This is a genomic window from Phytohabitans houttuyneae (assembly GCF_011764425.1).
Lineage (GTDB): Bacteria > Actinomycetota > Actinomycetes > Mycobacteriales > Micromonosporaceae > Phytohabitans > Phytohabitans houttuyneae.
On sequence record NZ_BLPF01000004.1, the window covers coordinates 1,046,043 to 1,071,470 of the forward strand.

The following is a 25,428-nucleotide window of genomic DNA, read 5'->3' on the forward strand; positions in this document are numbered from 1 at the left end:
GCGGAAGACAACGCTGCGCCGCGCGCGTCGAGGGCCTCACACAGTTGCGCGGCGAGCGGTGTGTCCGCCCGTACCATCGGCGCGGCCGCCGCCATGAGCTCCGCCGGCGAGCGCGGTGCGGTGTCCTGCGGCAACGGCCCGCCAAGCAGCACCGGTACGCCCGCCGCGGCCGCGTAGATGGTCGCCGAGCCATGGTCGCCGATGACTACATCCGCGGCGGCGACCAGCCCGCGCCAACTCGCCGGGTCGATGACCCGCAGACCCGCCTGCCGCAGCCGGGCCAGCCAGGCGAGCACCTGCCGGCGGCCGTGGCACCAGGCAGCGGGGTGAACCGCCATGACCACCTCGAAGTCGTCACGCGGCAGGCCGGCGATCTGCTCGAACAGGGCTGCCGGCGCGCGGCCCAGGAGCGACTGCGGCCCCAGGTCGAGCTGATCGCTACGAGGCGGCGCCCGTCCGGGACCGCCAAGGCTTGCCGGTACATCTCCCGGTTCGGGCGGCTGCTTGCCAGCCGGTCCAGGCACAGGTCGCCGACGACTGTCGCGACAGAGAGTGCCTCAGGGCACTGGCTGGACAGCACCGGCAGAACCTGGTCATGGGAAACCGCCAGCACCGCTGGCAGCAAACGGCCGTACCAGGTCAGCCACGGCGCACCGAGGCCGGTGACGAGGTGACTGGCCTGGCCACCGAGCGCCGGTGCCACGAGCTTGTTGTTCATGACTCCATGCGCGATAGCGAGCCAGGGCGCACGGATGCGGTGGACGCCGCCGCTGTCGGCGGCGATCATCAAGTCAAAGTCCGTGTGTGTCGCCTGCTCCCAGCCGATCTCCACAGCGCCGGCGGAGCGTAGGTATTCGCGAACGCCGCCGTCGAAGAGATCCGGAGCCTGTGTGAAAACGACCTGGATCCGATGATCGGGCTCCAGCAACTCGACCGCGTCGAGAACATGGCCGGCGGTGGCCATCGTGTGTACGGCCGCGAGGACCGTCCGCTCTGTCGCAAACGTGCGCCACTTCGCGGCGCCGGGGCCGGCGGGAAACTCCATCCACTGCATGGTGCCGAGGGTGTGCCCCACGTCCGGACAGGCGCCGGACACCGGGCCGGACACCAGTCCGGACGTATGTGCCGAACGCGCAGGTGGGGATAGCCGAGAAATTCTCGTGCCACACTTCGACAATGGACATCCGGCTGCTCGGCGAGGTGGAGATCGAATCCGCCGGCACGATATTCGCGCTGCCCCGTTCTGCGGAGCGTTGTGTCCTGGCGACCTTGGCCCTGAACGTCGGGCGAGTGGTCCCGCTCGGCACGTTTGTCGATCACATTTGGGGCTCCAGGACGCCAACCAAGGCCGAGGAATCGGTTGCCACCTATGTCCGAGCAGTGCGTCGAATGATCGAGCGCGCCGGCGGCACGCGGGATTGTCTGCCTAACCGTCGTCTCGACGGTTATCGGCTCGACGTCACGCCGAGCGCGATCGACCACCGCAGGTTCGTCGATCTTTCCGCCACCGCGCGGAGGTTGATCCGCCAGGAGAGTTTCCCGCAGGCGATCGGGACATTCGAGCAGGCGTTGGCATTGTGGCGCGGCGAAGCGTTGACCAATGTCAACAGTCAATGGGCTGAGAGCGTCCGCTACCGGCTGCGACAGGATCGCTTGGACGTCACCTGCGAGCTCCTCGACCTGCTGCTGCGCGTGGGTGCGCACGCGGACGTCGCTGCCCGGGCAGCTGATCTCGTCCAGGAGGAGCCGTCGGAGCGGTCGATCTCGCTCGCGCTTCGGGGTTTGGCGGGCAGTGGGCAGCGGGCCACGATTCCATCGTTCATGATGCGGGCGGCGGCACGGATGCGGGAGGCGAGCGGCGTGCGGCCGAGCGCTCAAATAGTCGCGCTGGCACGCAAGTTGGCCGACTCCGAGGAGGTCGACAAAATTGCCTTGGAAAGGCCGCGTGTGGCTGAGTCGAGCGGTGTCATCACGATAACAGCCGTCAATTCCAAGAATGTTTATCAGGCGGGTGGCGATCAGTACTTCATCGACTGACTTCTAAGTGGCGAGCGCCGCCCACGGGGTTACGGGCGCGGGACACCTGGTTGGTCGAGTGTCTGCTATGGTCCTCGATCGCGGGCGTGACCAGGAAGGCCGTGCCCGTCGACATCTCGCAGATGTGGGGTGTGGCGATGTTCGCATCGAGAGGAGTAGGCAAAGGTGATAAGCGGAAAGCGTGCACGCATAGTTCTGTGTCCGCGCGCGTGGTGACCGTCGTGGTGGCGGCGCTCGTCGTCTTGTCGCATCTGCATCCGTATACATTGCTCGGCTGAGAAAGGCCCGGCCCGCATTGCGGTGCCGGGCATTTCTTCTATTCGTGGTCGCCTTTTGGTTCCGAGCCTCGATTCGTGGTCGGCGTTGAGGGATGGTGATTGCGGTCCGGATAAGCCTTGCCTGATCACGCCTCCGTGTGGTCGTGTAGTTACGGGTGGTTACCGCGTGGTCACGGTGTGGTTGGTGGGGAGGCGCTGGTGGAGCTCGAGGCCTTGTTCACGCCTGCGGCGGAAGAGCGGATCGGGATCGAGGTCGAATGCGGTCTCGTCGACGAGCGCAGCGGGCAGAGCGCTCCCTACGACGGCCCGTGCGGGTCGCGGGCGTTGCTGGAGCGCGTGCGGCACGAGCTCGGCGCCGAGCCCCTCACCGAGGCGGGTTCGCTGGTCGGTGTGGCGCTGGCGCACGGCGCGCAGCTGTCGCTGGAGCTGGGCGGCGCGATCGAGTACTCGTCGGCCCCGTACCAGTCGTTGGTCGCGATGATCGGGGCCGCGCGGCGGGATCTTCGGGTGATCGCCGGGGTGGCCGCGCGGTCCGGGTTGGCGTTGTTGCCGGGCGGGCTGGTGCCGTTTACGCCGCGCGAGCGGATTCCGTGGGCGCCCAAGCCGCGGATCGACATCATGCGCGGCTACTTCCGCGGGCTCGGCACCGCGGCGGCGTACGCCGAGAACGTCATGGGCCTGACGCTCTCCACACAGACCACAGTGGACTATCTGTCGCCGGAGGACTTCCGGGAAAAGCTGGTGCTGCTGGTGAAGGCGGCACCGATCGCGGCGGCGCTGTTCGTCAACTCGCCGATCGAGGAGGGGCGACCGACCGGCCTGCTGTCGCGGCGGATGCAGATGTGGGGGTACGTGGACCCGAGCCGGTGCGGCGTCCTGGGTTTCGCGGTGCGGCCCGATGTGTCGGCGGCCGACGTGGTCGAGTGGGGCGGCGCGCTGCCGATGATCTACCGGCAGGTGGGAGCCGGCTATGTGGCGGGGCCGGAGCGGCCGTTCCGCGACCTTGTCGAGCACGGCTTCGGCGACGGCACGGCGCCCGGGATGGACGACTGGCGCGCGCACCTCTCCCAGGTGTGGCCGCAGGTGCGGGCGCGGCACACGCTGGAGATGCGTGCGTTCGACGGGCTGCCGTGGGAGGCGTTCGCGGCGGCGCCGGCCTTCTGCGTCGGGTTGGCCTACCATCCGCCCGCGCGGCGGGCGGCGCTCGCGCTGCTGGACGGCCTGACCGCGGCGGACCTGGCGCAGGCCACCGAGGACGTGGCGGTCAAGGGCCTCGACGCGATGGTGGGGGACAGGTCGGTCGGCGCGACGGCGGAGGCGCTGCTCGGCCTGGCGCGTCAGGGCCTGCGGGCGCGGGTCACCGCGGGCTGGGAGCGGCGCGACGCGGAGCACCTCCTCGATCCGCTCGACGACGTGGTGCGCAGCGGGGTCACCTTCGCCGAGCGGGCGGTCTCGGACTGGACCGGTCCCATGCGGGAGCGACCCGCCGCCCTGGTCGCGGCGGGTCGAGTTCCCGTGGGATAGGGCCCCGCCGGGCTTCCAGGGCAGGAAGGGCGGGCCTCCGGGAGAAACGGCGGATAGGCAGCGCTACCAGCGCGGGCCTCCGGGAGAGGAACAGCGGGTAGGGCACCGTTACCAGTGCCGGGCCTTCAGGAGCAGAACGCCGGCGATCGCCAGCACCGCGGCGGAGACCATCGCAGCGACCCACCCGCCGATGAAGGCGAGGGCCGGCACGGTGGCCCACAGCAGGGCGCTCGCCACGAAGAGCACGCGACCCCGGCGGGATCCCGTGCGGTCGCCCATGCGGACGACGAAGTCCGGATCTGTGGTACGAAGGTGCTGCGCCATCTCGTCGAGCCGGCGCCGCTCGTCGCTGCTGAGCATGACGGCGCACTTACCCAGCGGAGGGGCGTTTCAAGCGCAGGCAAGGCGACACTCTTAGCGGGTCCTTAAATCTCGTTGAGGCTGTCATCCGCGGCGGATAACCGTACGTGTTGCCCCGCAGATCGGTTTGCGCTGCTCCGCGCCGGGAATCCCGGCCTGCCGAGATCCCCGGGGGGTGCAGCGCGGGCTTAAGCGGATGCCCGAACGGGTGCTGTCGCCTTGAGCCAGCCAGGAACCTTAACTACCGTCCCGTATCACTGAGTTATATGCGGCTTCCCCGGTCGTAAGGCATAGGCCGGGAGGACAGTGCGAATTGGGACTGGTGCATGGTCGATCGGAGTGTGCCCCGCCACGCGCAGCACGCCGACGCGGCGGCGCAGGTCAAGCCGCACTCGCACCACTACCGGCAGTACGTGCCGCCGCCGCCGAAGCACCGCGCCTCGGAGCACCCGACCCGGCAGCCGCCGGAGCCGGAACCGCCGCCCGCGCCGCCGGAGAAGGAGGCGAAGCAGCCCCGCCGGCGCCGCGCGCGGGTCGGCCGGCGCAAGGCGATCCTCGGCATCAGCGGCCTCGCCGCGCTCACCGGCGGCACCGCGTTCGCGGCCACACCGGGCGGGCAGGAGGTCGTCGACTGGGCGCTGGGCCGCCCCGACTACGACCCCGCGGCCGACCCGGCCAGCGACGGCAACCCCGGCCGCCCCGGCGGGCAGCAGCCGAGCACCGTGCGCACGTACACCGAGCAGAACGAGTCCTACATGGCCTCCAAGGCCGGCGACGCGCTGCGCGGCAACATCCCGCCGGGCGGGCGCCGCTTCTCCAGCCCGGCCATCGCCGCGCAGGCGACGAAGGTGACGGTGCCGACGGCGCTGGCCTTCGATCCGGTACGGCACCTGGTCAGCCGGCTCACCTTCGGGCCCACGCAGAAGGTGATGGCGGACGTCGCGCGGGTCGGCATCGACGAGTGGATCGCTCAGCAGCTCGCCCCCGAGCGGATCGCGCCCACACCGGTCGACACGAAACTGCGCGAGCTGAGCACGCTGGAGATGAGCATCGCCGACCTGCGCGCCAAGCGGGAGGAGCTCGAAGCACAGGGCGTGCGGGCCGACGAGGAGATGGTGCAGGCCACGATCGCCCGCCAGATCTGGTCGGACCGGCAGCTGTTCGAGGTGATGGTCGACTTCTGGAACGACTTCCTGCACGTGCCCGCGTTCCACGAGGGGTCGGCGGTGCTGCGCTCGTCGTTCGACCGGGACGTGATCCGGCGGTACGCGTTGGACAACTACCCGGACATGCTGGTCGCCGCCAACCGGCACCCGGCGCTGCTGACCTTCCTCGACCAGTCGGCGTCCACAAAGGACGAAGTGACCGACAACCTGGCCCGGGAAAACCTGGAGCTGTACTCGGTCGGCGTCGACGGCGGCTACACCGAGCGCGATGTGCGGCAGGCCGCGCTGCTGCAGACCGGCCGCGCGGTCAAGGACGACAGGTACGTGTACCGCCCGGACAAGCACTACGTCGGCGCAGTAAAGGTCATGGGCTTCAGCCACCCGAACACCACGGCGGACGGCGGCGAGCAGGCCGGTGAGGAGTACTTCCGGTACCTGGCCAACCACCCCTCGACGGCCCGCCGCATCGCCGCGCGGCTGGCCACCCGCTTCGTCTCCGACACGCCGCCGCCGGCGCTCGTGGAGCGGCTGGCCCGCAGCTACACGGTCAACCGGGGCGCGGTGAAGCCGGTGCTGCTGGAGCTGCTCAGCTCGTCGGAGTTCTGGGCGGCGGTCGGGCAGAAGGTGCGCCGCCCGATGGAGTACCTGGTCGCCACGTACCGCACGCTCGGCGTGTCACCGGAGACGCCGGCCAGCTACCGCGCCGCCAGCCCGTCCCGGACCCCGTTCGTCGAGGGGATGCGGCAGCTTCAGCAGCGGCTGCAGGAGCTGGGCCACTTTCCGGCCGGCGCGCCCGGCCCGGCCGGCTACCCGGATGTGTTCGTCGCGTGGTCTTCGGCGAGCACGATGGTCGCCTTCTGGAACGAGGCCGCCGACGCCGTCGCGGGCACCCGCCCGATGTTCACGTACCAGCGGCCGGAGCAGCTCGCCGGCGCCAACCCGCCGAAGACGGCGGTCAGCTACGTGGGTGCCCTCGCCCAGCGGCTGGTCCACCAGCAGCTCGACCGCGACGACCTGGTGACGATCGCCGGCGTGAGCGGCCTCGCGCCCGGCGCGGCCGTCGACGCCACCCTCAACGGCGCCGCCGTCGCCGTGGCCCGCGTTATCCTCGCCTCCCCCCAACACCTGCTGAGGTAGCGCATGAGACACCCCGAGCTCAGCCGGCGCGCGTTCCTCACCGGAGCGGCCGCCACCGTCACGGCCGTCGCCACCAGCCAGGTGCTGCCCGGGCGTGCGGCGTACGCGGCGCCGGCCAGGGGCACGCTCGTGCACGTCTTCCTGCACGGTGGGCTCGACGGGCTGAGCGTGGTCGCGCCGACCGACGAGCCGGTGCTGGAGGACGCCCGACCCAACCTGCTGATGACCGAGCGCACCGCGCTCGCCGTCGACCGCTCGTTCCGGCTCAACAGCGCGTTCGCCCCGCTCTCGCGGTACCTCAAGGACGGCCAGCTCGGCTTCATCCCGGGCGTTTCCGACCCCCGCCTGTCGCGCAGCCACTTCCAGGCCGTCGACATGTGCGACCTCGGCGGGCTGCCGCGCGAGGCGGGCGGGCGGGGCTGGCTGGACCGCCTCGTCGACCAGCTCGGCCCCGGCACCGCGTTCCGCGGCGTCGGTGTGGGCAGCACGCTCCCGCGCTCGCTGGTCGGCGCCAACGGCGCTCTCGCACTGAGCACTGTGGATGGTCTGGCGCTCAACGGCGAGGCGCGTTTCGCGGACCCGACGCTGGCCGCGATCGGTGCGCTCTACAAGGACATCAACCACCCGGTGCAGGACGCGGTGGGCGCCACGCTCGGCGCGGTGCGCGCCGTGCGAGGGATGACGTACGCGCCGGCGCCCGGCGTCGAGTACGACGGGATCGGCCACGCGTTCCGCCAGGTCGCCCAGCTGATCAAGGGCGGGGCCAGCGTGCGGGTCGCCGCGATCGCGATGGCCGGCTGGGACACCCACGAGGACCAGGGCACCCAGGACGGAGGGTACCTGCACGCGCGGCTCAGCGACCTGGCCCGCGGGATGGCCGCGTTCTTCACCGACCTCGGACCGGCGGCCGCCGACGTCACCGTGGTCGTGTCGAGCGAGTTCGGCCGCCGGGTGGCGGAGAGCGGTACCGGCAGCGACCACGGCCACGGCGGCGTGGTGATGCTGCTGTCCGGCCGCCGGCTGAGCGGCTCGCTGATCGGCCGGTGGGACGGGCTGGTCACGCTGGACAGCGGCGACGTGCCGGAGTTCAACAACCTCTTCGACGTGTACGGCTCGGTGGCGCAAGGTCAGTTCGGCCTCACCGACGCGCAGGTGGCCAAGATCTTCCCGCAGCGCCGGTACGCGCCCATGAAACTGTTCAGCGCGTAGGCCATCTGGCGGATCTATGGACGCCGGGGGAGCGGCCACGATACGCCAGTGCTGTGTCTGCCACGCTCCGCCGCTCGGTGCTCGTCCGCCGTCGCGGTCGAGCTCCGGAGCCTCGCAACTGCACCCAACGAAAACGCTGCGCTGCGCTTCGCGCCGCTCCACGTTTCCGCCGGGGCCCGCACTCCCGCGTCGTCACTCTCCCGGGGCTCGACCCACTCAGTGCGCGCCGTTACGTTGGCTGCTATGCCGCGCGGCGCAGAGTGGACGTCTGCCGGGGCAGCTGCGCCCCGCGCGACGCGGCGCCCAGGGCATCGACCAGCATCCCCTGCACGGCGTACGAGTCGGGCAGGCGCCAGCGGGTCTCCTCCGGCGACACCGACCAGCGCACGGTCCCTTCGGGCAGGCGGGTCGGCGGCGCCGGGATCCACGAGCCGGCACCGTGCCGCACCACGTCCAGGCTGTCGTCCAGCTCCGGGCGCAGCGGGTCGCCGGGACGCACCAGAAACATCCAGCGCCCGGTCGGCGTCACCGCCACCGGCCCGCGCACCTGGCCACGCCCCGGGCCGAGCACGCTCGCGTGCAGCCGGGCCGCACCCAGCACGCGCAAGCCGAGGTGGGCGGGCACCTCCAGCACGTCGAAGGCACGTCCGGTCGGCAGCAGCACGGCGTGCGGCGCCCGTCGCCACCACTCGGCGACCTTGGCGGTGTCGCAGGTGGCGGCCTCCTCCCAGCGCTCCAGCGCCGGGTGGCAGCCGACGGTCGGGCAGCCGGGTCGGGCACAGTCAAACCTGTCCCCCGCGAGGTGCGCGCCGGGTGTAACGTCCCAGCCGTGCTCCGCGTAGCGCAGTGCCGCGTGGCGCAACCGGGAGCGGTCGAGCACCACAGATCGTATGAATGGCGGTCGAGGACTCCACCGCATGGTCAGAAAACCTCCCACTAGCGGCCGGCGTCATATCAGGCGCCAGGCACCGTCACCAAGCACGACACGCGGTCGTTGCCATTGACAGAGAGCCGCTTGCAACTTGCATCAGAAACTACGAGCGAGGGCCCAGGTGCCAGCGCACAGAGTGTGCGATCGGGCCCGAATGAGTGACGAAACGGACCGCACCGCCCAACCGGCCCGGTCGCCGGCGAGGCAAGGGGAGGTACGACGTGGATGAGCTGCCCATCGGGCGCCGCGTCGCGTACTGGCGCGGGCGCCGCAAGATGTCGCAGCAGGTCTTCGCCGACCGGCTGGGCAAATCGAAGAGCTGGGTGGACAAGGTCGAGCGGGGCGTGCGCCGGCTCGACAAGTTCTCCGTCGTCTACGAGATAGCGGACGTCCTCCAGGTCGACGTGCAGCTCCTGCTCGGCAAGGAGCCAGAGCGGCGGATCGACAGCGTCAACTGCATCGACCAGGTCGAGGTGGAGGAGATCCGCGCCGCCCTGGAGCGCTACGACCAGATCAGTGCCTTCTTTTTCGCCCCCACACAGGCGCTGCCGCTGCCGGAGATGCGCAAGGCGGTCAGCCACGCCTGGCTGACCTACCAGCACGCCAAGTACGGGGTGCTGGCCCGCGCGCTGCCCAAGCTGCTGCGCGACGGGCAGGCCGCCGACACGGCGTACGCGGATCACGAGAAGTCCTCCGAGGCCGCCCACCTGCTCGGCCAGATCTACCAGATCGCCTCGTCCACCCTGCGCAAGCTGGGCGAGCACGAGCTGTGCTGGCTCGCAGCGGACCGCTCGATCGCCGTGTCGCAACGGGCCGGCGACCAGCTTCTCGCCGGCATCGCCAGCTACCGGGTGGGAAGCGCGCTGCTCGCCCTCGGCCGCGCCCGCCCCGCGCTCGAGGTCAACGTCAACATCGCCAACCGGCTCGCGCCCGGCGATGGCAACGAGGCCACACCCGAGCGGCTGTCGGTGTATGGCATGTTGCTGCTCAACGGCGCGATGGCCGCCGCCAGGATCGGTGACAGCGCGACCGTCCGCGACCTGTTCGCCGCCGCCGAGGAGGCCGCCCGCCAGCTGGGCAGCGACCAAAACCACTTCTGGACCTCGTTCGGCCCCACAAACGTCAAGCTGCACCGGGCCGCCGCCGCGGTCGAGCTGGGCGAGGGGCGGGTCGCGGTCGACACTCACGAGCAGATCGACGGGGACGCGTTCGCGGCTCTGCTGCCCGAGCGGCGCGCGCACCACTTCATCGACATCGCCCGTGGGTACACGCAGATCGGCGACGTCGAGCGGGCCAGCGAGATGCTCCTGGAGGGCGACCGCCTCGCCCCCTCGGAGATCCGCTGCCGGCCGATCGCACACGAGGTGCTCTCGGACGTGCTGCGCCGCACCAAGGGGTCACCGCCGACCCCGGTGGCGGAGCTCGCCGAGCACATGGGGTTGGAGTATGACGGGGTGGTAGACCGCGGCGTTCTCTACATCATCGCGTGCGGGTCACCGGTCGCCAGGGACGTGGGGCGACTGGTGGCCCTGGCCCAACGCGAGGGGTGGGACGTGTGCGTCGTGGTCACGCCCGACGGGCGCAAGTTCGTCGACGTTCCCGCGCTCGCCCTCCAGACCGGCCACCCGGTCCGCACGCTCTACAAAAACCCCGGCGACCCGGACGTGCTGCCCGCGCCGGACGCGATCATCGTCGCGCCGGCCACGGTCAACACCATCAACAAATGGGCCTGCGGCATCGCCGACACGCTCGCCCTCGGGCTGGTCGTCGAGGGGCAGGGCAAGGGGCTGCCGATCGTGGCGATGCCGTACACCAATCTGGCGATGGGCTCGCACCCCGCCTTCCGCGAGAGCCTGGACCGGCTGCGCGGCTGGGACGTCACCGTCCTGTTCGGCGACGACTACTTCCCGCTGCACCCGCCGGGCACCGGAGAGCAGCACCGCGACATGTTCCCCTGGGAGATGGCCCTGGAGGCGCTGCACACCCGCGTCGACGCCGGCCCTCTCGGCGCACCCTGAAGACCGATCAAGAGACAGAAAATGTGGGCTACCGCGACGTCCGCCGTGGTCCATACCGTCGCTCCCGCGGCCTCACCCTTCGCGGTGGGCGAGCCAGACCCCCGCGGGCTGAAGCCTTCGCGACGCGGACGGTGAGGCCGCGGGAGCAGCGGTCCGGACCACGGCGGACATCGCGGTAGCCCGAGAATTTCTGAATTTGATCGTCAGCCGAAGACGACCCGGACGCGCGCGCCACCGAGCGCGGAGTCGTTGCCGGCGGTGGCGGCGCCGCCGTGCGCGCGGGCGACCGTCGCCACGATCGCGAGGCCCAGCCCCGTGCCGCCGTGCGTGCCGCGGAAACGGTCGAACACGACCGGCAGCAACGGCTCCGGAAACCCCGGACCGTCGTCGTCCACCGTGATCGCGAGCGTGGAGCCCGCCGGCTGCGCCACCGCGATCCGCACGCGGGCCGCGCCGGCCTGTGCCGCGTTGCCGACAAGGTTGCTCACCACCTGCTCGAGCCGCACCGGATCGACCTCGGCGACCACCTCCGGCCCGGTCACCTCCACCGCCAGCGCGTGCACCCGGGCGACCCGCGCCGCCGCGTCGCGGATCACGATGGTCGCGTCGGTGGGCGCCCGGTCCAGCTCCAGCGCGCCGGCCCGCGAGCGGGCGATGACCAGCAGGTCGGTGGCGAGCCGGCCGAGCCGGTCCGCCTCCACCAGCGCCGCGGTCAGGGCCCGCCGGGCGGCCCGCGGATCCTCTTCCGCGACGCCGAGCTCCAGCTCCGCGCGGAGGACCGCGATCGGGGTACGCAGCTCGTGCGCCGCGTCGTCCAGAAACGCCCGCTCCCGCCGGTTTGCCGCGTCGATGCGGTCGAGCATCTCGTTGAGCGTGCGCGCCAGCGTGGCGATCTCGTCCGCGCCCGGCGGCTCCGGCAGCCGTCCGGTGCTCAGCTCCCGCGCCCGCGTGGTCATCGCGGCGACCGGCGCGAGCGCGCCGCCCACGAGCCGCCGCACGCCCAGCGTCAGCACGAGCACCAGCGCCGGACCGAGCACCGCCAGCCCGACGAGCACCCGCCGCGCCGCGTCATCCACCGTCGCGAGGCTGGTACCCACCACGAGCAGCCGCCCGTCCGGCAGCCGCCGCCCGGCCAGCAGCGCCGTGCCGCGCAACCCCGCGCTGCGCCGCTCCACCATCCGCCCGTGCCCGGCCACCACCTGCTCGCGCGGGCTGAGCACCGGCGTGGTCGGCGTGGCCGCCGAGCGGGCGCCGACCGTGTCGCCCGAGATCACCTGCGCGTACGGGTCCCGCTCCACCGGCCGCACGTCGCCGGCCTCCACGGCCGCGCTCACGTCGTCGAGGCGCACCGACAGCTCGCCGGCGGACGCGGCGCGCAGCTGGGCCGCGAGGGCCAGATAGCCGGCGCCGAGCACGACCGCCACCACGACGGCCAGCCCGATCGCGTACGCCGCCACCAGCCGGCCGCGCAACGTCCCTGGTAGCAGCCTCACGCGCGTACCGTAAACCCGTGCGGCTGCTGCTGGTCGAGGATGACGCGGCCCTGGCCAATGTGCTGCGCCGCGGGCTCGCCGCCGAGGGCCACGCGGTCGACGCGGTCGGCACCGGCGTGGACGCGCTGTGGGCCGCCCGCGAGGAGCCGTACGACCTCCTGGTGCTCGACCTGATGATCCCCGCGCCCGACGGCGTCACCGTGATCCGCACGCTGCGCGGCGAGGAGCGGTGGGCGCCCATCCTGGTGCTGACCGCGCGGGACGCGGTCGCCGACCGGGTGGCCGCGCTCGACGCCGGCGCCGACGACTACCTCGTCAAGCCCGTCGCACTGGCGGAGCTGCGGGCCCGGGTGCGCGCACTGACCCGCCGCGCGCCGGCCCGCCGCCCGGCGGTACTGACCGCCGGCGGCATCGCGCTCGACCCCGCGCGCCGCACCGTCACCCGGGACGGCGCCGCCGTGGCGCTGTCGGCGAAGGAGTTCGCGCTCCTGCACGAGCTGATGCGCCACCCGGGCGAGGTGCTGTCCCGCACCCACCTGATCGACCACGTGTGGGACAGCGCGTACGAGGGCGGCTCCAACGTCGTCGACGTCTACGTGCGGTACCTGCGCGAGAAGCTCGGCCGCGACCGGATCGAGACGGTGCGCGGCGCCGGCTACCGACTCGTTCACCCTTCCGGGTCGAAGCGGTAGGCGCCGATTTCGGGGATCTCCTGGATGTTCTGGCGCGCGAACGGGCGGTCCACCTTGTCGCGCAGGTACCGCACGTACGCGCCGACCAGCTCCGGCCCGTCCAGCGCCAGGTCCCACACGTCGTCGAGCAGGTCCGACGGGCTGAGCACCTCACCCGGCCGGCTCAGAAACGCCGCCAGCAGCGCGAACTCCCGCGGCGACAGCGCGATCCGCGTCCCGCCGCGGCGTACCACCCGGGAGACCGGGTCGAGCGAGAGGTCGCCGATCTGGACGAGGGCCGGGCGGGCGTGCGGGTGGCGGCGGGTCACCGCGCGCAGCCGGGCGTACAGCTCGGCGAACGTGAACGGTTTGAGCAGATAGTCGTCCGCGCCCGCGTCGAGCCCGCGTACCCTGTCCGGCACCGCGTCCCGGGCGGTCACCAGCAGCACCGGCTCCCACCGCCCCTCCTCGCGCATCCGCCGGCACACCTCGAACCCGTCCGGCGGCGGGATCATCGCGTCCAGCACGACCGCGTCGTAACCGTTTTCGAAGACGCTCCACAGCGCGTCCGGCCCGTTGTCGACGGCGTCCACCACGTACCCGACCCGTTCCAGCCCGCGGACCAGCAACGCGGACATCGTCGGGTCGTCCTCGACCACGAGCAGCCGCATGGCGGCCGGCGTGGCGTCGTCACCCCACCGGGTACGCCCGGTCTGGAGGTTTTCCATCATGGGGACACGCTGCGCCACGGACTGTGAGAGGACCGTGAGAAGCGCGCGCCCGCGCTGGTAGCCTCGCCGCCGTGACGACAACTGAACCCACCGTCGCCGACGTGGTGGCGACCCTCGACGCGCGGTACCCGCCGTCGTGGGCGGAGTCATGGGACCGGGTGGGTCTGGTGCTCGGCGAGCCGGAGGCTCCCGTGCGCCGGGTGCTGTGCGTCGTCGACTGCGTGCCGGAGACGGTGGCGCAGGCGCGGGAGGTCGGCGCCGACCTGATCGTGGCGCACCACCCGCTGCTGCTGCACGGGGTGTCGTCGGTGGCGCCGACGACGTACAAAGGACGGATCGTCCATCAGCTCATCAAGGGCGACATCGCCCTCTTCGTCGCGCACACCAACGCCGACGTCGCCAACCCGGGCGTCTCCGACGCGCTCGCCGCCCGGTTGGGCCTGCACGACCTGCGCCCGCTGCGCCCGGCGGCGCCGGGTGACCGCCCGGACGGCGACGGCCGCGGCACCGGGCGGATCGGGCGCCTTCCGGCGCCGATGACGCTCGCGGAGCTCACCCACCACGCGGCACGCGCCCTTCCGAGCACCACTTGGGGGTACGGGCGGCCGGGCGGCCCGATCGCATGATCGCGACTGTGGCGGTGTGCGGCGGCGCGGGTGACTCGTTCCTCGCCGACGCGAGCGCCGCGGGCGTGGACGCGTACCTCACCGCCGACCTCCGCCACCACCCGGTGAGCGAGCACATCGCCGGCGGAGGCCCGGCGCTGCTCGACGCCGCGCACTGGGCCACCGAACGTCCGTGGCTGGACGACCTCGCCGCCCACCTGCGCGCCGCCTGCGGTGTCGAGGTGGTCGTCTCCGACCTCGACACCGACCCGTGGACCGTGCACCACTCGTTGAAGGAGCCCCACTCGTGAAGGCAGACCCGGAAGCACAGCGACGCCTGCTCGACGTCCAGGCGATCGACACCGCGCTGGCCCAGCTGGCCCACAAGCGCCGTACGCTGCCGGAGCTGGCCGAGATCGAGACGCTCGCCCGGCAGCTGTCCGCGCTGGAGGACGAGCGGGTGCGGGCCCAGGTGGCGGTCGACGACCTCGATCGGGACATCGCGCGCATCGAGCGCGATGTGGAGCAGGTGCGCGGCCGCAAGGACAAGGACCAGGCGCGGCTGGACACCGGCCGCGGTCCGGCGCGCGAGCTTGAGGCGCTGCAGCACGAGCTTGTCTCGCTGGCCCGGCGGCAGACCGAGCTGGAAGACTCCGAGCTGGAGCTGATGGAGCAGCGCGAGACCGCGCAGGGCACGCTCGACCAGCTGCTCGCCCAGCTGGCGACCGCCCGCGAGGCGCGCGACGCGGCCGAGGCACGGCGCGACAAGTCGCTCGCGGACATCGCCAAGGAGGAGGACTTCCGCACCTCGGCCCGGCGGCCGCTCGTCGGCGACCTCCCGGCCGACCTGGTGACGCTCTACGACAAGATCCGTGAGTCCTCCGGCGGCCTCGGCGCCGCACTGCTCAAGGGCGGCCGCTGCGGCGGGTGCCGGCTGGAGCTGTCCGGCAGCGAGCGCTCCCGCATCAAGGCCGCGCCGCCGGACGAGGTCGTGCGCTGCGACGACTGCCGCCGCATCATGGTCCGCACCGCGGAGTCGGGTATATGAGTACGCTCCGGGTCATTGTCGAGGCCGACGGGGGAGCGCGCGGCAACCCCGGCCCGGCGGGGTACGGCGCGGTCGTGCGCGACGCCAACTCCGGTGAGGTGCTCGCCGAGCGGGCCGAGGCGCTGGGCGTCGCGACCAACAACGTCGCCGAGTACTCGGGGCTCCTCGCCGGGCTGCGCGCCGCCGCCGAGCTCAACGCCTCCGAGGTCGAGGTGCGGATGGACTCCAAGCTCGTGGTGGAGCAGATGTCCGGTCGCTGGCAGATCAAGAATCCGGGGCTGCGCCCGCTCGCCGCGCAGGCGGCCTCGCTGCAGCGGCGGTTCGAGCTCGTGACCTTCGTGTGGGTGCCGCGCGAGCGCAACAAGCACGCCGACGCGCTCGCCAACAAGGCGATGGACGAGGCGGCCGGCGTCGCCACCGGCACGCGAGGCAAGGGTGAGGTGGCGGGCAAGGACCGGGCCGCGGAGCCCGCAGCGCTCGGCGTCCGGCCGTCCTGGGAGCCGCCGGTGGTGACGCCCACGCGCCTGATCCTCGTGCGCCACGGCGCCACCGCGCTCACCGCGCAGCGCCGCTACTCGGGCCGAGGCGACGTACCGCTGTCGGACATCGGGCTCGCCCAGGCGCGGGCGACCGCCGCGCGGGTGAAGGCGCTGGCGCCCTCGGCCGCCGCGGTCGTCACCTCACCGCTCGCGCGATGCACGCGCACCGCGGAGGTCATCGCGGCCACGCTCGGCGGCGGCGTGCCCGTGGAGGTCGAGCCGGACCTCGTCGAGTGCGACTTCGGCGAGTGGGAGGGCAAGACCTTCACCGAGGTACGCGCGCAGTGGCCGGACGAGATGGACGCCTGGCTCGGGTCCACTGAGGAGGCACCGCCGGGCGGGGAGTCGTTCCGCGCCGTGGCGACGCGGGTTCGCCGCGTGGTGGCGACACTTCACAAGACGTACCCGGAGAGCACACTCGTACTGGTGTCGCATGTCTCGCCGCTGAAGATCCTGCTGCGCGACGCGCTGGCCGCCGGCGACGCGTTCCTGCACCGGCTGTACCTCGACCCCGCCGGCCTGTCCATCGTGGACATGTGGGCGGACGGCGGCGTGGCCGTCCGGATGGTGAACGAGACCGCCCACCTCGCGTGAGCGAGCTCGCGAGCGAACCATCAGGCTCAGGGAGAGACGCACCGCGTTGCCGCACGATCAGGCGGTGCTAGTACGCCCGCCACAGCAGCACGAGACCCACGACCGTCCCCGCGGTCACGATGACCGCCTTCAGCACCCCGCCGGGCAGGCGGCGGGCGAGCCGCGAGCCGGCGTACCCGCCCAGCAGCGTGGCCGGGGCGATGACGGCCACGCCCACCCAGTCGACCGGACCGAACGCCGCGTACGCGACGACGGTGGCGAGGCCGATGACCGCCGACAGCACGTTCTTGAGCGCGTTGATGCGGGCGAGCGGCTCGTCCAGCAGCAGCGCCAGCCCGGCGACGAGCATCACGCCGAGCGCGGCGCCGAAGTACCCGCCGTACACGCCGCCGACCGCCGTGAGCGCGTACAGCGCGACCGCGTGGCGGCGCGGCGCCATGTGACGCGGGTGACCCACGAGGCGCCGCAGGCGGTCCTGGAAGGCGAGCACGGCCGCCGCGCCGAGCACGAGGAAGGGCACCACGACCTCGAACGCGCGCTGCGGTGTGGCGAGCAGCAGCACGCACCCCGCGAGGCCGCCCAGCACGGCGACCGGCACGAGCGCGCGCACGCGTTCGCGCGGCAGGTCGGCGCGGCTGCCCACGACGCTGCCGACGTAGCCGGGGCTGACCGCGACCGAGTTGGTCACGTTGGCCGGCACCGGCGCGAGCCCCACCGCGATGAGCGCGGGGAACGTGATGAGCGAGCCTCCGCCCGCGATCGCGTTCACCGTGCCGGCGCCCAACCCGGCCGCGGCGAGCAACGCCATTCCTGGAAGATCCATCAACGCCGAGGCTAGTACGATTGAGCGCGCGACGGACGAGTCGGCCGGGCGGTCGCGTCAGCTTCGTGCTCCGCACGTAGCTGCCGAGGAACGTCCGGACTCCACAGGGCAGGGTGGTTGTTAACGGCAACCCGGGGTGACCCGCGGGACAGTGCCACAGAAAACAGACCGCCGCGCTACGGCGCGGTAAGGGTGAAACGGTGGGGTAAGAGCCCACCAGCGCTCCGGGTGACCGGAGCGGCTCGGTAAACCCCACCCGGAGCAAGGCCAAGAAAGAGCCGCCACCGCGAGGCGGCGGCTCGCGCAGGCGTTCGAGGGCGGCCCGCCCGATGCCTGCGGGTAGGCCGCTGGAGCCTGCCGGCAACGGTAGGCCGAGATGGATGGCCGCCACCGGCGGCACATGCCGCCGGGACAGAATCCGGCGTACAGGCCGACTCGTCCGTCGCCCTCACGCAGTCGCGTTGAGGGCCACAGTGGAGGCTCAGGTACGCCACGCGGGTGTCATCGCGCCAGAATTTTTTTGGGACGCGGTCATGGGTGCCCCGCTGTGTGGGTCCTTGCGCTTACGCGGATAAATCCCTTATCGAATAAGGCTTTCTCTTCGAATCGCGTCGCGCGGCGAGCCGCGTACAGTTGTCGACGGGGCTGGTCTATTGTGGAGGCGCGGCCGATTTTTCTGCGGAAAAGGTAGCGCTTGTTCGGTTTGCGGTGCACAGTGATCTCATGACTAACAGCGGAAGTGGCGCGCAGTACTACTGGTGTGTGCGCCATCACCGCGTCGAGGACGACTCCGACTCGTGCCCGGCCAAGTACACGCTCGGTCCGTACGGATCCGCACAAGAAGCGGAGCGCGCACTCGAGCAGGTGCGTGAGCGCAATGACAAGTGGGACGAGGAAGACGCCCGTTGGTCGGGTGGGGAGAAGTAATCGGCGCGGTTCCGCTGCGCGCGGCCGTCGGCTGAGCGCGGAAACACATTCGCAAGGAGGAGACAGAGATGGCCGTAGCGAAGAAGGCCACCAGCACCCCGGCCGCGAAACGCGCGGCTGCCAAGAACAGCGCGGCGACGCCTGAGGCAGCGCCGGCGGCGGACGAGGTAAAGGCGGCTGTGCCGGCGACCGCGACGACCGCCGCGCGCAAGACCGTCACGAGCAAGGCGACGGCTAAGAAGGCCCCCGCCAAGAAGACCGCCACCGCGAGCAAGTCCACTTCCGCAGCGCGTAAGACTGCGGCGGCGAAGTCGACGACGGCGCGGAAGACCACCGCCGCCAAGAAGACGACGACCGCCAAGAAAACCGCTGCCAAGAAGACCGCGCCCGCCACGAGAACCGCGGCTAAGAAGGCCCCCGCCAAGAAGGCCACCGCGACCAAGAGCACCACCGCGCGCAAGGCGGCCGCAAAGAAGACGACGACGGCGAAGAAGACCACCGCCGCCAAGTCGACGACCGCCAAGAAGACGGCCGCCGCTAAGTCGACGACCGCGCGGAAGACCACTGCCGCCAAGACCACCACGGCGCGCAAGACCGCCGCGAAGAAGACCACGGCAAAGGCGGCTCCGGCCAAGAAGGCCGTCGCCAAGAAGACGGCGGCGAAGAGCACCGCGGCCAAGCGCACCACCACGGCGGCCAAGAAGGCGCCGGCGCGCAAGACCGCCGCTCGCAAGACCACGACCCGCACCACCCGCTAGTACAGCGGGGTGGGACGCGTGCAGTAAGAATGACCGCGTGGTTATTCGACGCGTAGTCGCACCCCGCATCGACTTCGGCGAGCTGCGCCGCGAGCTGGAACTCCCTGAGGTGTTCCCGCCCGCGGCGCAGCGCGAAGCCGACGAGGCGGCGTCCCGTACCGCCCTTCCGGCCGCCGACCGCACGGACATCCCGTTCGTCACGATCGACCCGCCCACGTCCCGCGACCTCGACCAGGCGATGTGGATCGGGCGCCGCGACGGGGGCTACCGGGTCCACTACGCGATCGCCGACGTCGCGTCCTACGTACGCCCCGGCGGCGAGCTGGAGGCGGAGACCTGGCGCCGCGGCCAGACCGTGTACCTCCCCGACAGCAAGGTGCCCCTGCACCCGGTCGAGCTGAGCGAGGGCGCGGTGAGCCTGCTGCCCGACCAGGAGCGCGCCGCGGTCGTGTGGACGATCGACCTCGACTCCTCGGGCGAGACCACTTCCGTACACCTCGAGCGGGCACGCGTGCGCAGCCGCGCCAAGCTCGACTACGCCGGCGTGCAGGCTGACGCGGACGCGGGGAGGCTGCCCGAGTCGATCGCCGCGCTGCCGGAGCTCGGCGCGCTGCTCGCCGAGCGTGGCTTCGACCGCGGTGCGATCAGCCTGCCGCTGCCCGAGCAGGACATCGAGCCGGACGGCACGGGATGGCGCCTGGTGCTGCGCGCGCCGTACCCGGTCGAGGAGTTCAACGCGCAGATCTCGCTCCTGACCGGCATGGCCGCCGCGCGCGTGATGCTCGACGGCGGCATCGGCCTGCTGCGCACGATGCCCGCGCCGCGCGAGCAGTCCATCGCGAAGCTGCGCCGCGCCGCCGGGCCACTCGGCGTGCGGTGGCCGGAGGGTGCCGCCGTGGGGCGCGTCGTCGCCTCGGTCGACCCGGCGCAGCCGCGTGCCGCCGCGTTCCTCGACCACGCGGCCGAGCTGATGCGCGGCGCCGGCTACACGGCCTTCGACGGCAAGGTGCCCGACGATCCGGGACACGGCGCGGTGGCGGCGCCGTACGCGCACGTGACCGCGCCGCTGCGGCGCTTGGCCGACCGGTACGCCACCGAGGTGTGCCTGGCGCTGTTCAGCGGCGAGTCCGTGCCCGACTGGGCCGGCGCGGCACTGCCCAAGCTGCCCGAGGTGATGGCCGAGACCGACCGCGTCGCGTCCGCCGCGGAGCGCGCCGCCGTCGACCTGACCGAGGCGGTCCTGCTCGCCGGCCGCGTGGGCGAGGAGTTCGACGCGGCGGTGCTCGACCTCGACGACCGCCCGAAGCGCGTGCCCGGCGGGATGATCGCGCTCGACGAGCCGCCGGTGCGCGCCCGCTGCGAAGGCGACCTGCCGCTCGGCGAGCGCGTCCGCGTCCGCCTGGTGACCGCCGACCCCCAGGAGCGCCGCGTCCTCTTCGCCCGCGCGGGGTGAACGACGACCTGGGCGCGGCGGTGCACCTGCCGCGCCCACCCCGCCGGGTCGTGTCGCTCGTGCCGTCGCTGACGGAGGCGATCGCGGTGTCCGCGCCCGGCCTGCTCGCCGGCGCCACCGACTACTGCACCCACCCGCCGAGCCTGGACGTGCCGCGCGTCGGTGGCACGAAGTACCCGTCGGTCGAGCGCGTCCGCGCGCTCGCGCCCGACCTGGTGGTCGCCAACGCGGAGGAAACCCGCCGTGAGGACGTCGAGGCGCTGCGGGCGGCGGGCGTGCCGGTGTGGGTGACCTACCCCCGCACGCTGGACGAGGCGCTGGCGTCGCTGGCGCGCCTGCTGGCCGTCCTGGGCGCTGGCGAGCCCGCGTGGTTGGCCGACGCCCGCACGGCCTGGACACCACCGCCCTCGGGCCCGCCGGTGCGCGCCGTGATCCCCGTCTGGCGCCGCCCCTGGGTCGTCCTGGGGGGCGAAACCTTCGCCGGTGACCTCCTGCGCCGCCTGGGCGTCCAAAACCTCTACGGCGGCTCTCAAGACCGCTACCCGAGACCGCCGCTGGCCGAGATCCTGGCGCGCACCCCGGACCTGGTCGTCCTCCCCGACGAGCCGTACGCCTTTACGCCCACCGACGGCCCCGAAGCCTTTCCGGGCGTGCGCTGCGCGCTGGTGTCCGGCCGCCACCTGACCTGGTACGGCCCGTCGCTCGCCGGGGCCCGCGCCCTGCTCGCGACCCAACTCGACCGATAGAGCTCCGGCAGATGTGCCCCGGTCCGCGCCAGCTGCGGACCGCACGCTCCCGCGGGCACCGCTGCGGTCGGCGGCGAGCTTGGCGCTCGCCGAAATCCCCGACCTCCGCTGCCGGGCCCGCGGGACAAGCCCGGACCCGGCCGCGCCGGCAGCGACTAGTGGAAGGCGTGCTCCGGGCCGGGGAACTCGCCGCCCCGGACCTCGTCGGCGAAGCGCTTGGTGGCGTCGGTGAGCGCGCCGGCCAGGTCGGCGTAGCGCTTGACGAAGCGGGGGGCGTGGCCCGTGCGCAGGCCGGCCATGTCCTGCCAGACGAGCACCTGAGCGTCGGTGTCCGGGCCGGCGCCGATGCCCACCGTCGGGATGGGGAGGTCGTGCGTGATGCGCTTGGCGACCTCGCTGGTCACCATCTCGAGCACCACCGCGAACGCGCCCGCCTCCGCCACCGCGTGCGCGTCGGCCACCACGTCTTCGGCGGCGTCGCCGCGGCCCTGCACGCGGTATCCGCCGATGGCGTGCTCGCTCTGCGGGGTGAAGCCGACGTGCGCCATCACCGGGATGCCGGCGGCGGTGATCGCCGCGATCTGCTCCGCGACGCGGCGGCCGCCCTCCAGCTTGATCGCGTGGGCGCCGCCCTCCTTCATGAACCGGACGGCGGTGCGCAGCGCCTGCGTGGGGCCCTCCTCGTACGAGCCGAACGGCAGGTCGGCGACGACGAGCGTGCGCTTTGTGGCGCGTACCACAGCGCGTACCAGCGGGATCAGGTCGTCGACAGTGACCGGGACGGTCGTCTCGTAGCCGAACACGTTGTTTGCCGCCGAGTCGCCCACGAGGAGCACCGGGATGCCGGCCTCGTCAAAGATGCCGGCGGTGTACTGGTCGTACGAGGTGAGCATCGGCCAGCGCTCGCCGCGCTGCTTGGCCGCGATCAGGTCGCGCGTGCGGATCCGCCGGGTGGCAGGGCCGCCGTACAGCGTGGGCTCGGACATCGTCGTCTCCTCTCCTCGAGGCCGCGCACGCGGTCCCCGGGTCACTGGAGCAACTGTCCCACCGCACCCGCGGGACACGTCAGGTGTTAGTGGAAGATTTCACACGCGTTACGCGAGGGTGGGTGGTGGCCCCTCGACAAGACGGTCGAGCAGCGCGGCCTCGTGACCGATGTAGGTCCGCTCGCCGCGCTCGTCGAGCCCGAGCGCGAACATGTGAACCGTCGCCGGCCCGTTGTCGCGCTCGACGCGCCAGAAGTGCGGGACCCCGGCACCGGCGTATTCCGCGGGCTTACGCAGCCGATCTTCGCTCCGGGTGCTGGGCGAGACGACCTCGACAACCAGGAGCGCGTCCTCCGGCTCGATCCACACAGTGTTTCCGGCGACAGAGTGACGCAGCACCATCAGATCGGGGTTACGGCCGGACGACCGTCCTTTGATGCGCAGGCCGGGCGTCGGAAGCACGAGATCCTGGGCGTAGCCATTGGCAACAAACCAAACCAGTAGCTGTGTGATGACGCGCATGTGGTCGACGTCGGCCGGCGCCATGATGAGGAGGTTACCCTCAACCAGCTCGTAGCGATGTCCGTGCTCGTCCGCGGCGGCCAACTCCGCCACGTCGTCGAGCGTCAGGTCGTAGACGGGTAGGTCCACACGCAGGCGCGGCCTGGGGTCGACCATGGTCATGGCTCACCTCCCTCGATCTGCCCATGCTACCGGTCGGAGGGCTCGCGCCACCTGTTCGTGATGGGCAGGCGGCGGTCGCGGCCGAACGCCTTGATCGAGATCTTCGTGCCAGGCGCGGACTGGCGGCGCTTGTACTCGGCGACGTCGACCATCCGCAGCACCTTGTCGACGACGGTGGCGTCGTGCCCCTCGGCGATCAGGTCGTCGCGCCCCTTGTCGCCGTCGACGTACCCGGCGAGGATCGCGTCCAGCTCGTTGTAGTCGGGCAGCGAGTCCGTGTCGAGCTGGCCCGGGCGAAGCTCGGCGCTCGGCGGCTTGCTGATCGCGTTTTCCGGGATGGGCGGCTCGGCGCCGCGCCGCTCGGCTTCGGCGTCGCGCCACCGGGCGAGCGTCCACACCATCGTCTTCGGTACGTCCTTGAGCGGGTTGAAACCGCCGACCGAGTCACCGTACAAAGTGGAGTAGCCGACGGCCAGCTCGCTCTTGTTGCCCGTCGTGAGCACCAGATGACCCTCCTGGTTGGACAGTGCCATGAGGATCACGCCGCGCACGCGCGCCTGCAGGTTTTCCACCGCCAGGCCGGACAGCGACATGTTCGACAGGAACGCGTCGACCATCGGCTGGATCGGCTCGATCCGGTAGTCGAGGCCGGTGCGCTTGGCGAGGTCGGCCGCGTCGTCACGGGAGTGCTCGGACGAGTGCTGGCTCGGCATCGAGACGCCCACCACGCGGTCGGGTCCGAGCGCGTCCACCGCGATGGCCGCCACCACCGAGGAGTCGATGCCGCCGGAGAGGCCGAGCACGACCGACCGGAAGCCGTTCTTCCGCACGTAGTCGCGCAGCCCGAGCACGAGCGCCTGCCACACCTCGGCCTCGTCGGTGACCCGGTCGGCGACGCCGCCGTCGAGCGGGCTGGCGGGTGCGGCCGGCACGGGGTCGATGACCAGCCGCCGCACGCTCATCTCGCCGAGGTCGCCCTCCGGCGCGTCCGGGTCGGCGGCCGGCAGGTCGAGGTCGTGGATGAGCAGGTGCTCGCCGAACTGGGGTGAGCGAGCCAGCAGCGTGCCGTCGGCCGCCACGAGCATCGAGTCGCCGTCGAAGACAAGCTCGTCCTGGCCGCCGACCATGTTCACGTACGCCACAGGGGCACCGGCCTCGCGCGCACGCCGGGCGACAAGCGGGAGCCGCACGTCGTCCTTGTCCAGCTCGTACGGCGAGCCGTTGATGTTGACGACCAGGCCGACCCGCGCCTGCCGGGCGATCGCGAACGGCCCGCCTGCCTGCCAGATGTCCTCGCAGACGGTGAGCGCGACGTCGACGCCCGCCATCCGGACGACGGCCAGGAAGTCACCGGGCACGAAGTAGCGGTCTTCGTCGAACACGCCGTAGTTGGGCAGGTGGTGCTTGTAGTACTTCACGGCCACCCGGCCACCGTGCAGCAGCGCCAGGGCGTCGCGCGGCCCGCGGTCGGGCTCGGCCTCGGCGCTGATCCGGGCCGGCCCGTCGGCGTCGAGGTAGCCCACCACGACCGGCAGGTCGCCGAGGCCGTCGGCGGCGAGGTCGGCGGCGAGGCGCTCGAGGGCGGCGACCGACGCGGCCACGAAGGACTCGCGGAAGACGAGGTCCTCCACGGGGTATCCGGTCAGCATCATCTCCGGGAACGCGACGAGCTGGGCGCCCGAGTCGGCGGCGGCCCGGCTCCACTCGCGCACGATGGCCGCGTTGCCGGACAGGTCGCCGACGGTCGGGTTTACCTGGGCGAGGGCGAGACGCAGAGTCGGCATGTCCTCATCTTCCCAACTTCGGACGCCTCATGCTCTGTGACAGGGCGCACGAGAGGGCTGGCCCGCCGCAGCGTCCGGGTGAGCATCTCCGCCACGCGCTCCGCCTCGGCCGCGCCGGCCGTGCCCAGGTGGCGCAGCACGGACAGCACGGGGCCGAGGCGTCCGACGGCCAGGTAGCCGTGTCGCGTACCCGATGCGTCGCGGTGGCCCAGCGGGCGGGCGGTGAGCCTGACCGCGTAGGCCTCGTCGCCGACCCGCCGCAGTGCCATCTCGCGGAGCTGGACCCGGACGGCGGTCCCGTCCTCCAGGCGGGCGTCGAACTCGGGGCACGAGCCGGACGCGCGGCGCAGCTCGCCCACCGCGCGCGCCGCGCCGCCGGGCTCGAAGAGCGCCAGCGCCTGGCGCAGGAGCGCGGCCGGCTGCCGCCCCGCGTAGGCGCCGACCGCCTGCTCACGGGCACCCTCGCCGGCCACGTCCCACGGGCGCTCGAAGAGTGCACGGCACCGCTCGGTACGGCCGCCGTCCTCGACCGGCGCGGGTCGCGTGGCCGGCGCGGGGCGGTACCCCTCGGGCAGGTCGCGGTCCTCCAGCAGGGCGTCGGCCAGCTCCGGCTGGGTGGCCGTGAGGTGCCCGGCCAGCGCGGACGAGCGCGGGGCCGGCGGGTGGTCACCGTCGTTCACGCGTACGTGGATGACGCCGGCCACCGCGATCACGGCGGCCAGCGCACCACCGAGTGCGATCCCGCAGGCGATCACACGGAATCGTGGCATGGCGCTTGTCCCTTCCCGTACGTTTGGTATCAACGTTCACGAACCGGACAGGTTGCGCCAGGACCCGGTACCGCGACCGATGCCCTCTTCACGTAACGTCGGTGTAACGGTGTGGCGGGAGACTGATCCGCCAGCTTTTGCGCAGCTAGAGCGCCA

22 protein-coding genes, 1 other RNA gene and 2 pseudogenes are annotated in these 25,428 nt (G+C 72.2%); 15 read left to right on the forward strand and 10 right to left on the reverse strand.

What is annotated here, in order from left to right:
• Positions 1–205: 205 nt before the first annotated feature.
• A complete protein-coding gene (locus Phou_RS46890) occupies positions 206–964 on the reverse strand; it encodes a hypothetical protein (protein ID WP_173070729.1) in 759 nt (252 codons plus the stop codon).
• A gap of 212 nt (positions 965–1,176) precedes the next feature.
• Between Phou_RS46890 and Phou_RS46895 the strand changes: the two genes are divergently transcribed.
• Together Phou_RS46895 and Phou_RS46900 are read left to right on the forward strand one after the other, a co-directional pair.
• Complete coding sequence (locus Phou_RS46895; RefSeq protein ID WP_173070731.1) at positions 1,177–2,037, forward strand: AfsR/SARP family transcriptional regulator; 861 nt, start codon at positions 1,177–1,179, stop codon at positions 2,035–2,037.
• A 476-nt stretch (positions 2,038–2,513) separates the two neighbouring features.
• Positions 2,514–3,839, forward strand: a complete 1,326-nt coding sequence (locus Phou_RS46900) for a glutamate-cysteine ligase family protein (RefSeq protein ID WP_173070733.1) — start codon at positions 2,514–2,516, stop codon at positions 3,837–3,839.
• 108 nt (positions 3,840–3,947) lie between these two features.
• On the opposite strand, the gene Phou_RS46905 is transcribed toward Phou_RS46900, so the two are convergent.
• A complete protein-coding gene (locus tag Phou_RS46905; RefSeq protein ID WP_173070735.1) occupies positions 3,948–4,199 on the reverse strand; it encodes a DUF3040 domain-containing protein in 252 nt (83 codons plus the stop codon).
• A gap of 326 nt (positions 4,200–4,525) precedes the next feature.
• On the opposite strand from Phou_RS46905, the gene Phou_RS46910 reads away from it, so the two are divergent.
• Positions 4,526–6,502 (forward strand): DUF1800 domain-containing protein, encoded by a 1,977-nt coding sequence (locus Phou_RS46910; RefSeq protein ID WP_178135024.1) that lies wholly within the window; start codon positions 4,526–4,528, stop codon positions 6,500–6,502.
• A 3-nt stretch (positions 6,503–6,505) separates the two neighbouring features.
• A complete protein-coding gene (locus Phou_RS46915; protein WP_173070737.1) occupies positions 6,506–7,711 on the forward strand; it encodes a DUF1501 domain-containing protein in 1,206 nt (401 codons plus the stop codon).
• A gap of 241 nt (positions 7,712–7,952) precedes the next feature.
• Here Phou_RS46915 and Phou_RS46920 read toward each other — a convergent pair whose 3' ends face one another.
• A complete protein-coding gene (locus Phou_RS46920) occupies positions 7,953–8,630 on the reverse strand; it encodes a bifunctional DNA primase/polymerase (protein ID WP_173070739.1) in 678 nt (225 codons plus the stop codon).
• A 233-nt stretch (positions 8,631–8,863) separates the two neighbouring features.
• Here Phou_RS46920 and Phou_RS46925 point away from each other — a divergent pair.
• Positions 8,864–10,084: pseudogene (locus tag Phou_RS46925) on the forward strand (helix-turn-helix domain-containing protein); the annotation flags it as partial.
• Positions 10,076–10,660, forward strand: a complete 585-nt coding sequence (locus Phou_RS50805; RefSeq protein ID WP_178135026.1) for a flavoprotein — start codon at positions 10,076–10,078, stop codon at positions 10,658–10,660. The pseudogene Phou_RS46925 and the gene Phou_RS50805, both read left to right, overlap by 9 nt.
• A gap of 203 nt (positions 10,661–10,863) precedes the next feature.
• On the opposite strand, the gene Phou_RS46930 is transcribed toward Phou_RS50805, so the two are convergent.
• Positions 10,864–12,153 carry a HAMP domain-containing sensor histidine kinase gene (locus tag Phou_RS46930; protein ID WP_173070741.1) on the reverse strand — a complete coding sequence of 430 codons (1,290 nt, stop codon included), beginning with the start codon at positions 12,151–12,153 and terminating at the stop codon, positions 10,864–10,866.
• 17 nt (positions 12,154–12,170) lie between these two features.
• Here Phou_RS46930 and Phou_RS46935 point away from each other — a divergent pair, with 17 nt between their 5' ends.
• Positions 12,171–12,845 (forward strand): response regulator transcription factor, encoded by a 675-nt coding sequence (locus tag Phou_RS46935; protein WP_173070743.1) that lies wholly within the window; start codon positions 12,171–12,173, stop codon positions 12,843–12,845.
• Here Phou_RS46935 and Phou_RS46940 read toward each other — a convergent pair.
• Positions 12,821–13,555: a response regulator transcription factor gene (locus Phou_RS46940; RefSeq protein WP_246274704.1), complete on the reverse strand. Its 735-nt coding sequence runs from the start codon at positions 13,553–13,555 to the stop codon at positions 12,821–12,823. The genes Phou_RS46935 and Phou_RS46940 overlap by 25 nt on opposite strands.
• Before the next feature lie 101 nt (positions 13,556–13,656).
• On the opposite strand from Phou_RS46940, the pseudogene Phou_RS46945 reads away from it, so the two are divergent.
• From Phou_RS46945 to Phou_RS46955, 3 genes and pseudogenes are all read left to right on the forward strand, one after another.
• Positions 13,657–14,471, forward strand: a pseudogene (locus Phou_RS46945) (Nif3-like dinuclear metal center hexameric protein).
• Positions 14,468–15,208, forward strand: a complete 741-nt coding sequence (locus Phou_RS46950; RefSeq protein WP_173070745.1) for a zinc ribbon domain-containing protein — start codon at positions 14,468–14,470, stop codon at positions 15,206–15,208. The pseudogene Phou_RS46945 and the gene Phou_RS46950 overlap by 4 nt, the downstream one beginning before the upstream one ends.
• Positions 15,205–16,341: a bifunctional RNase H/acid phosphatase gene (locus tag Phou_RS46955; RefSeq protein WP_173070747.1), complete on the forward strand. Its 1,137-nt coding sequence runs from the start codon at positions 15,205–15,207 to the stop codon at positions 16,339–16,341. Before Phou_RS46950 ends, Phou_RS46955 begins: the two co-directional genes overlap by 4 nt.
• Before the next feature lie 67 nt (positions 16,342–16,408).
• On the opposite strand, the gene Phou_RS46960 is transcribed toward Phou_RS46955, so the two are convergent.
• The gene (locus Phou_RS46960; protein ID WP_173070749.1) at positions 16,409–17,164 is read right to left on the reverse strand and encodes a sulfite exporter TauE/SafE family protein; all 756 of its coding nucleotides are present in this window, start codon (positions 17,162–17,164) and stop codon (positions 16,409–16,411) included.
• A 36-nt stretch (positions 17,165–17,200) separates the two neighbouring features.
• Here Phou_RS46960 and rnpB point away from each other — a divergent pair.
• From rnpB to Phou_RS46985, 5 genes are all read left to right on the forward strand, one after another.
• Positions 17,201–17,606, forward strand: an RNA gene (gene rnpB / locus Phou_RS46965) — RNase P RNA component class A.
• A 281-nt stretch (positions 17,607–17,887) separates the two neighbouring features.
• Positions 17,888–18,091 (forward strand): hypothetical protein, encoded by a 204-nt coding sequence (locus Phou_RS46970; protein WP_173070751.1) that lies wholly within the window; start codon positions 17,888–17,890, stop codon positions 18,089–18,091.
• Between the two features lie 68 nt (positions 18,092–18,159).
• Complete coding sequence (locus Phou_RS46975; RefSeq protein ID WP_173070753.1) at positions 18,160–18,849, forward strand: histone H1; 690 nt, start codon at positions 18,160–18,162, stop codon at positions 18,847–18,849.
• A 37-nt stretch (positions 18,850–18,886) separates the two neighbouring features.
• Entirely contained in the window at positions 18,887–20,302 is a 1,416-nt protein-coding gene (locus Phou_RS46980) for an RNB domain-containing ribonuclease (protein ID WP_173070755.1), read from the forward strand.
• Complete coding sequence (locus tag Phou_RS46985) at positions 20,299–21,048, forward strand: helical backbone metal receptor (RefSeq protein ID WP_246274706.1); 750 nt, start codon at positions 20,299–20,301, stop codon at positions 21,046–21,048. The genes Phou_RS46980 and Phou_RS46985 overlap by 4 nt, the downstream gene beginning before the upstream one ends.
• 155 nt (positions 21,049–21,203) lie before the next feature.
• Here Phou_RS46985 and panB read toward each other — a convergent pair whose 3' ends face one another.
• From panB to Phou_RS47005, 4 genes are all read right to left on the reverse strand, one after another.
• Entirely contained in the window at positions 21,204–22,034 is an 831-nt protein-coding gene (gene panB, locus Phou_RS46990) for a 3-methyl-2-oxobutanoate hydroxymethyltransferase (protein WP_173070757.1), read from the reverse strand.
• 108 nt (positions 22,035–22,142) lie between these two features.
• Positions 22,143–22,718 carry a Uma2 family endonuclease gene (locus Phou_RS46995; protein ID WP_173070759.1) on the reverse strand — a complete coding sequence of 192 codons (576 nt, stop codon included), beginning with the start codon at positions 22,716–22,718 and terminating at the stop codon, positions 22,143–22,145.
• Between the two features lie 26 nt (positions 22,719–22,744).
• Positions 22,745–24,502 carry an NAD+ synthase gene (locus Phou_RS47000; RefSeq protein WP_173070761.1) on the reverse strand — a complete coding sequence of 586 codons (1,758 nt, stop codon included), beginning with the start codon at positions 24,500–24,502 and terminating at the stop codon, positions 22,745–22,747.
• Positions 24,469–25,272 (reverse strand): hypothetical protein, encoded by an 804-nt coding sequence (locus Phou_RS47005; protein WP_173070763.1) that lies wholly within the window; start codon positions 25,270–25,272, stop codon positions 24,469–24,471. Before Phou_RS47005 ends, Phou_RS47000 begins: the two co-directional genes overlap by 34 nt.
• Positions 25,273–25,428 lie beyond the last annotated feature (156 nt).

Excerpts from the sequence above, each read along its gene's own strand:
- Phou_RS46890 (WP_173070729.1), bottom strand. The coding sequence starts at position 964 with ATGGCCACCGCCGGCCATGTTCTCGACGCGGTCGAGTTGCTGGAGCCC.
- Phou_RS46895 (WP_173070731.1), top strand. The coding sequence starts at position 1,177 with ATGGACATCCGGCTGCTCGGCGAGGTGGAGATCGAATCCGCCGGCACG.
- Phou_RS46905 (WP_173070735.1), bottom strand. The coding sequence starts at position 4,199 with ATGCTCAGCAGCGACGAGCGGCGCCGGCTCGACGAGATGGCGCAGCAC.
- Phou_RS46910 (WP_178135024.1), top strand. The coding sequence starts at position 4,526 with ATGGTCGATCGGAGTGTGCCCCGCCACGCGCAGCACGCCGACGCGGCG.
- Phou_RS46915 (WP_173070737.1), top strand. The coding sequence starts at position 6,506 with ATGAGACACCCCGAGCTCAGCCGGCGCGCGTTCCTCACCGGAGCGGCC.
- Phou_RS46920 (WP_173070739.1), bottom strand. The coding sequence starts at position 8,630 with ATGCGGTGGAGTCCTCGACCGCCATTCATACGATCTGTGGTGCTCGAC.
- Phou_RS50805 (WP_178135026.1), top strand. The coding sequence starts at position 10,076 with ATGGGGTTGGAGTATGACGGGGTGGTAGACCGCGGCGTTCTCTACATC.
- Phou_RS46940 (WP_246274704.1), bottom strand. The coding sequence starts at position 13,555 with ATGATGGAAAACCTCCAGACCGGGCGTACCCGGTGGGGTGACGACGCC.
- Phou_RS46955 (WP_173070747.1), top strand. The coding sequence starts at position 15,205 with ATGAGTACGCTCCGGGTCATTGTCGAGGCCGACGGGGGAGCGCGCGGC.
- Phou_RS46960 (WP_173070749.1), bottom strand. The coding sequence starts at position 17,164 with ATGGATCTTCCAGGAATGGCGTTGCTCGCCGCGGCCGGGTTGGGCGCC.
- Phou_RS46970 (WP_173070751.1), top strand. The coding sequence starts at position 17,888 with ATGACTAACAGCGGAAGTGGCGCGCAGTACTACTGGTGTGTGCGCCAT.
- Phou_RS46975 (WP_173070753.1), top strand. The coding sequence starts at position 18,160 with ATGGCCGTAGCGAAGAAGGCCACCAGCACCCCGGCCGCGAAACGCGCG.
- panB (WP_173070757.1), bottom strand. The coding sequence starts at position 22,034 with ATGTCCGAGCCCACGCTGTACGGCGGCCCTGCCACCCGGCGGATCCGC.
- Phou_RS46995 (WP_173070759.1), bottom strand. The coding sequence starts at position 22,718 with ATGACCATGGTCGACCCCAGGCCGCGCCTGCGTGTGGACCTACCCGTC.
- Phou_RS47000 (WP_173070761.1), bottom strand. The coding sequence starts at position 24,502 with ATGCCGACTCTGCGTCTCGCCCTCGCCCAGGTAAACCCGACCGTCGGC.
- Phou_RS47005 (WP_173070763.1), bottom strand. The coding sequence starts at position 25,272 with ATGCCACGATTCCGTGTGATCGCCTGCGGGATCGCACTCGGTGGTGCG.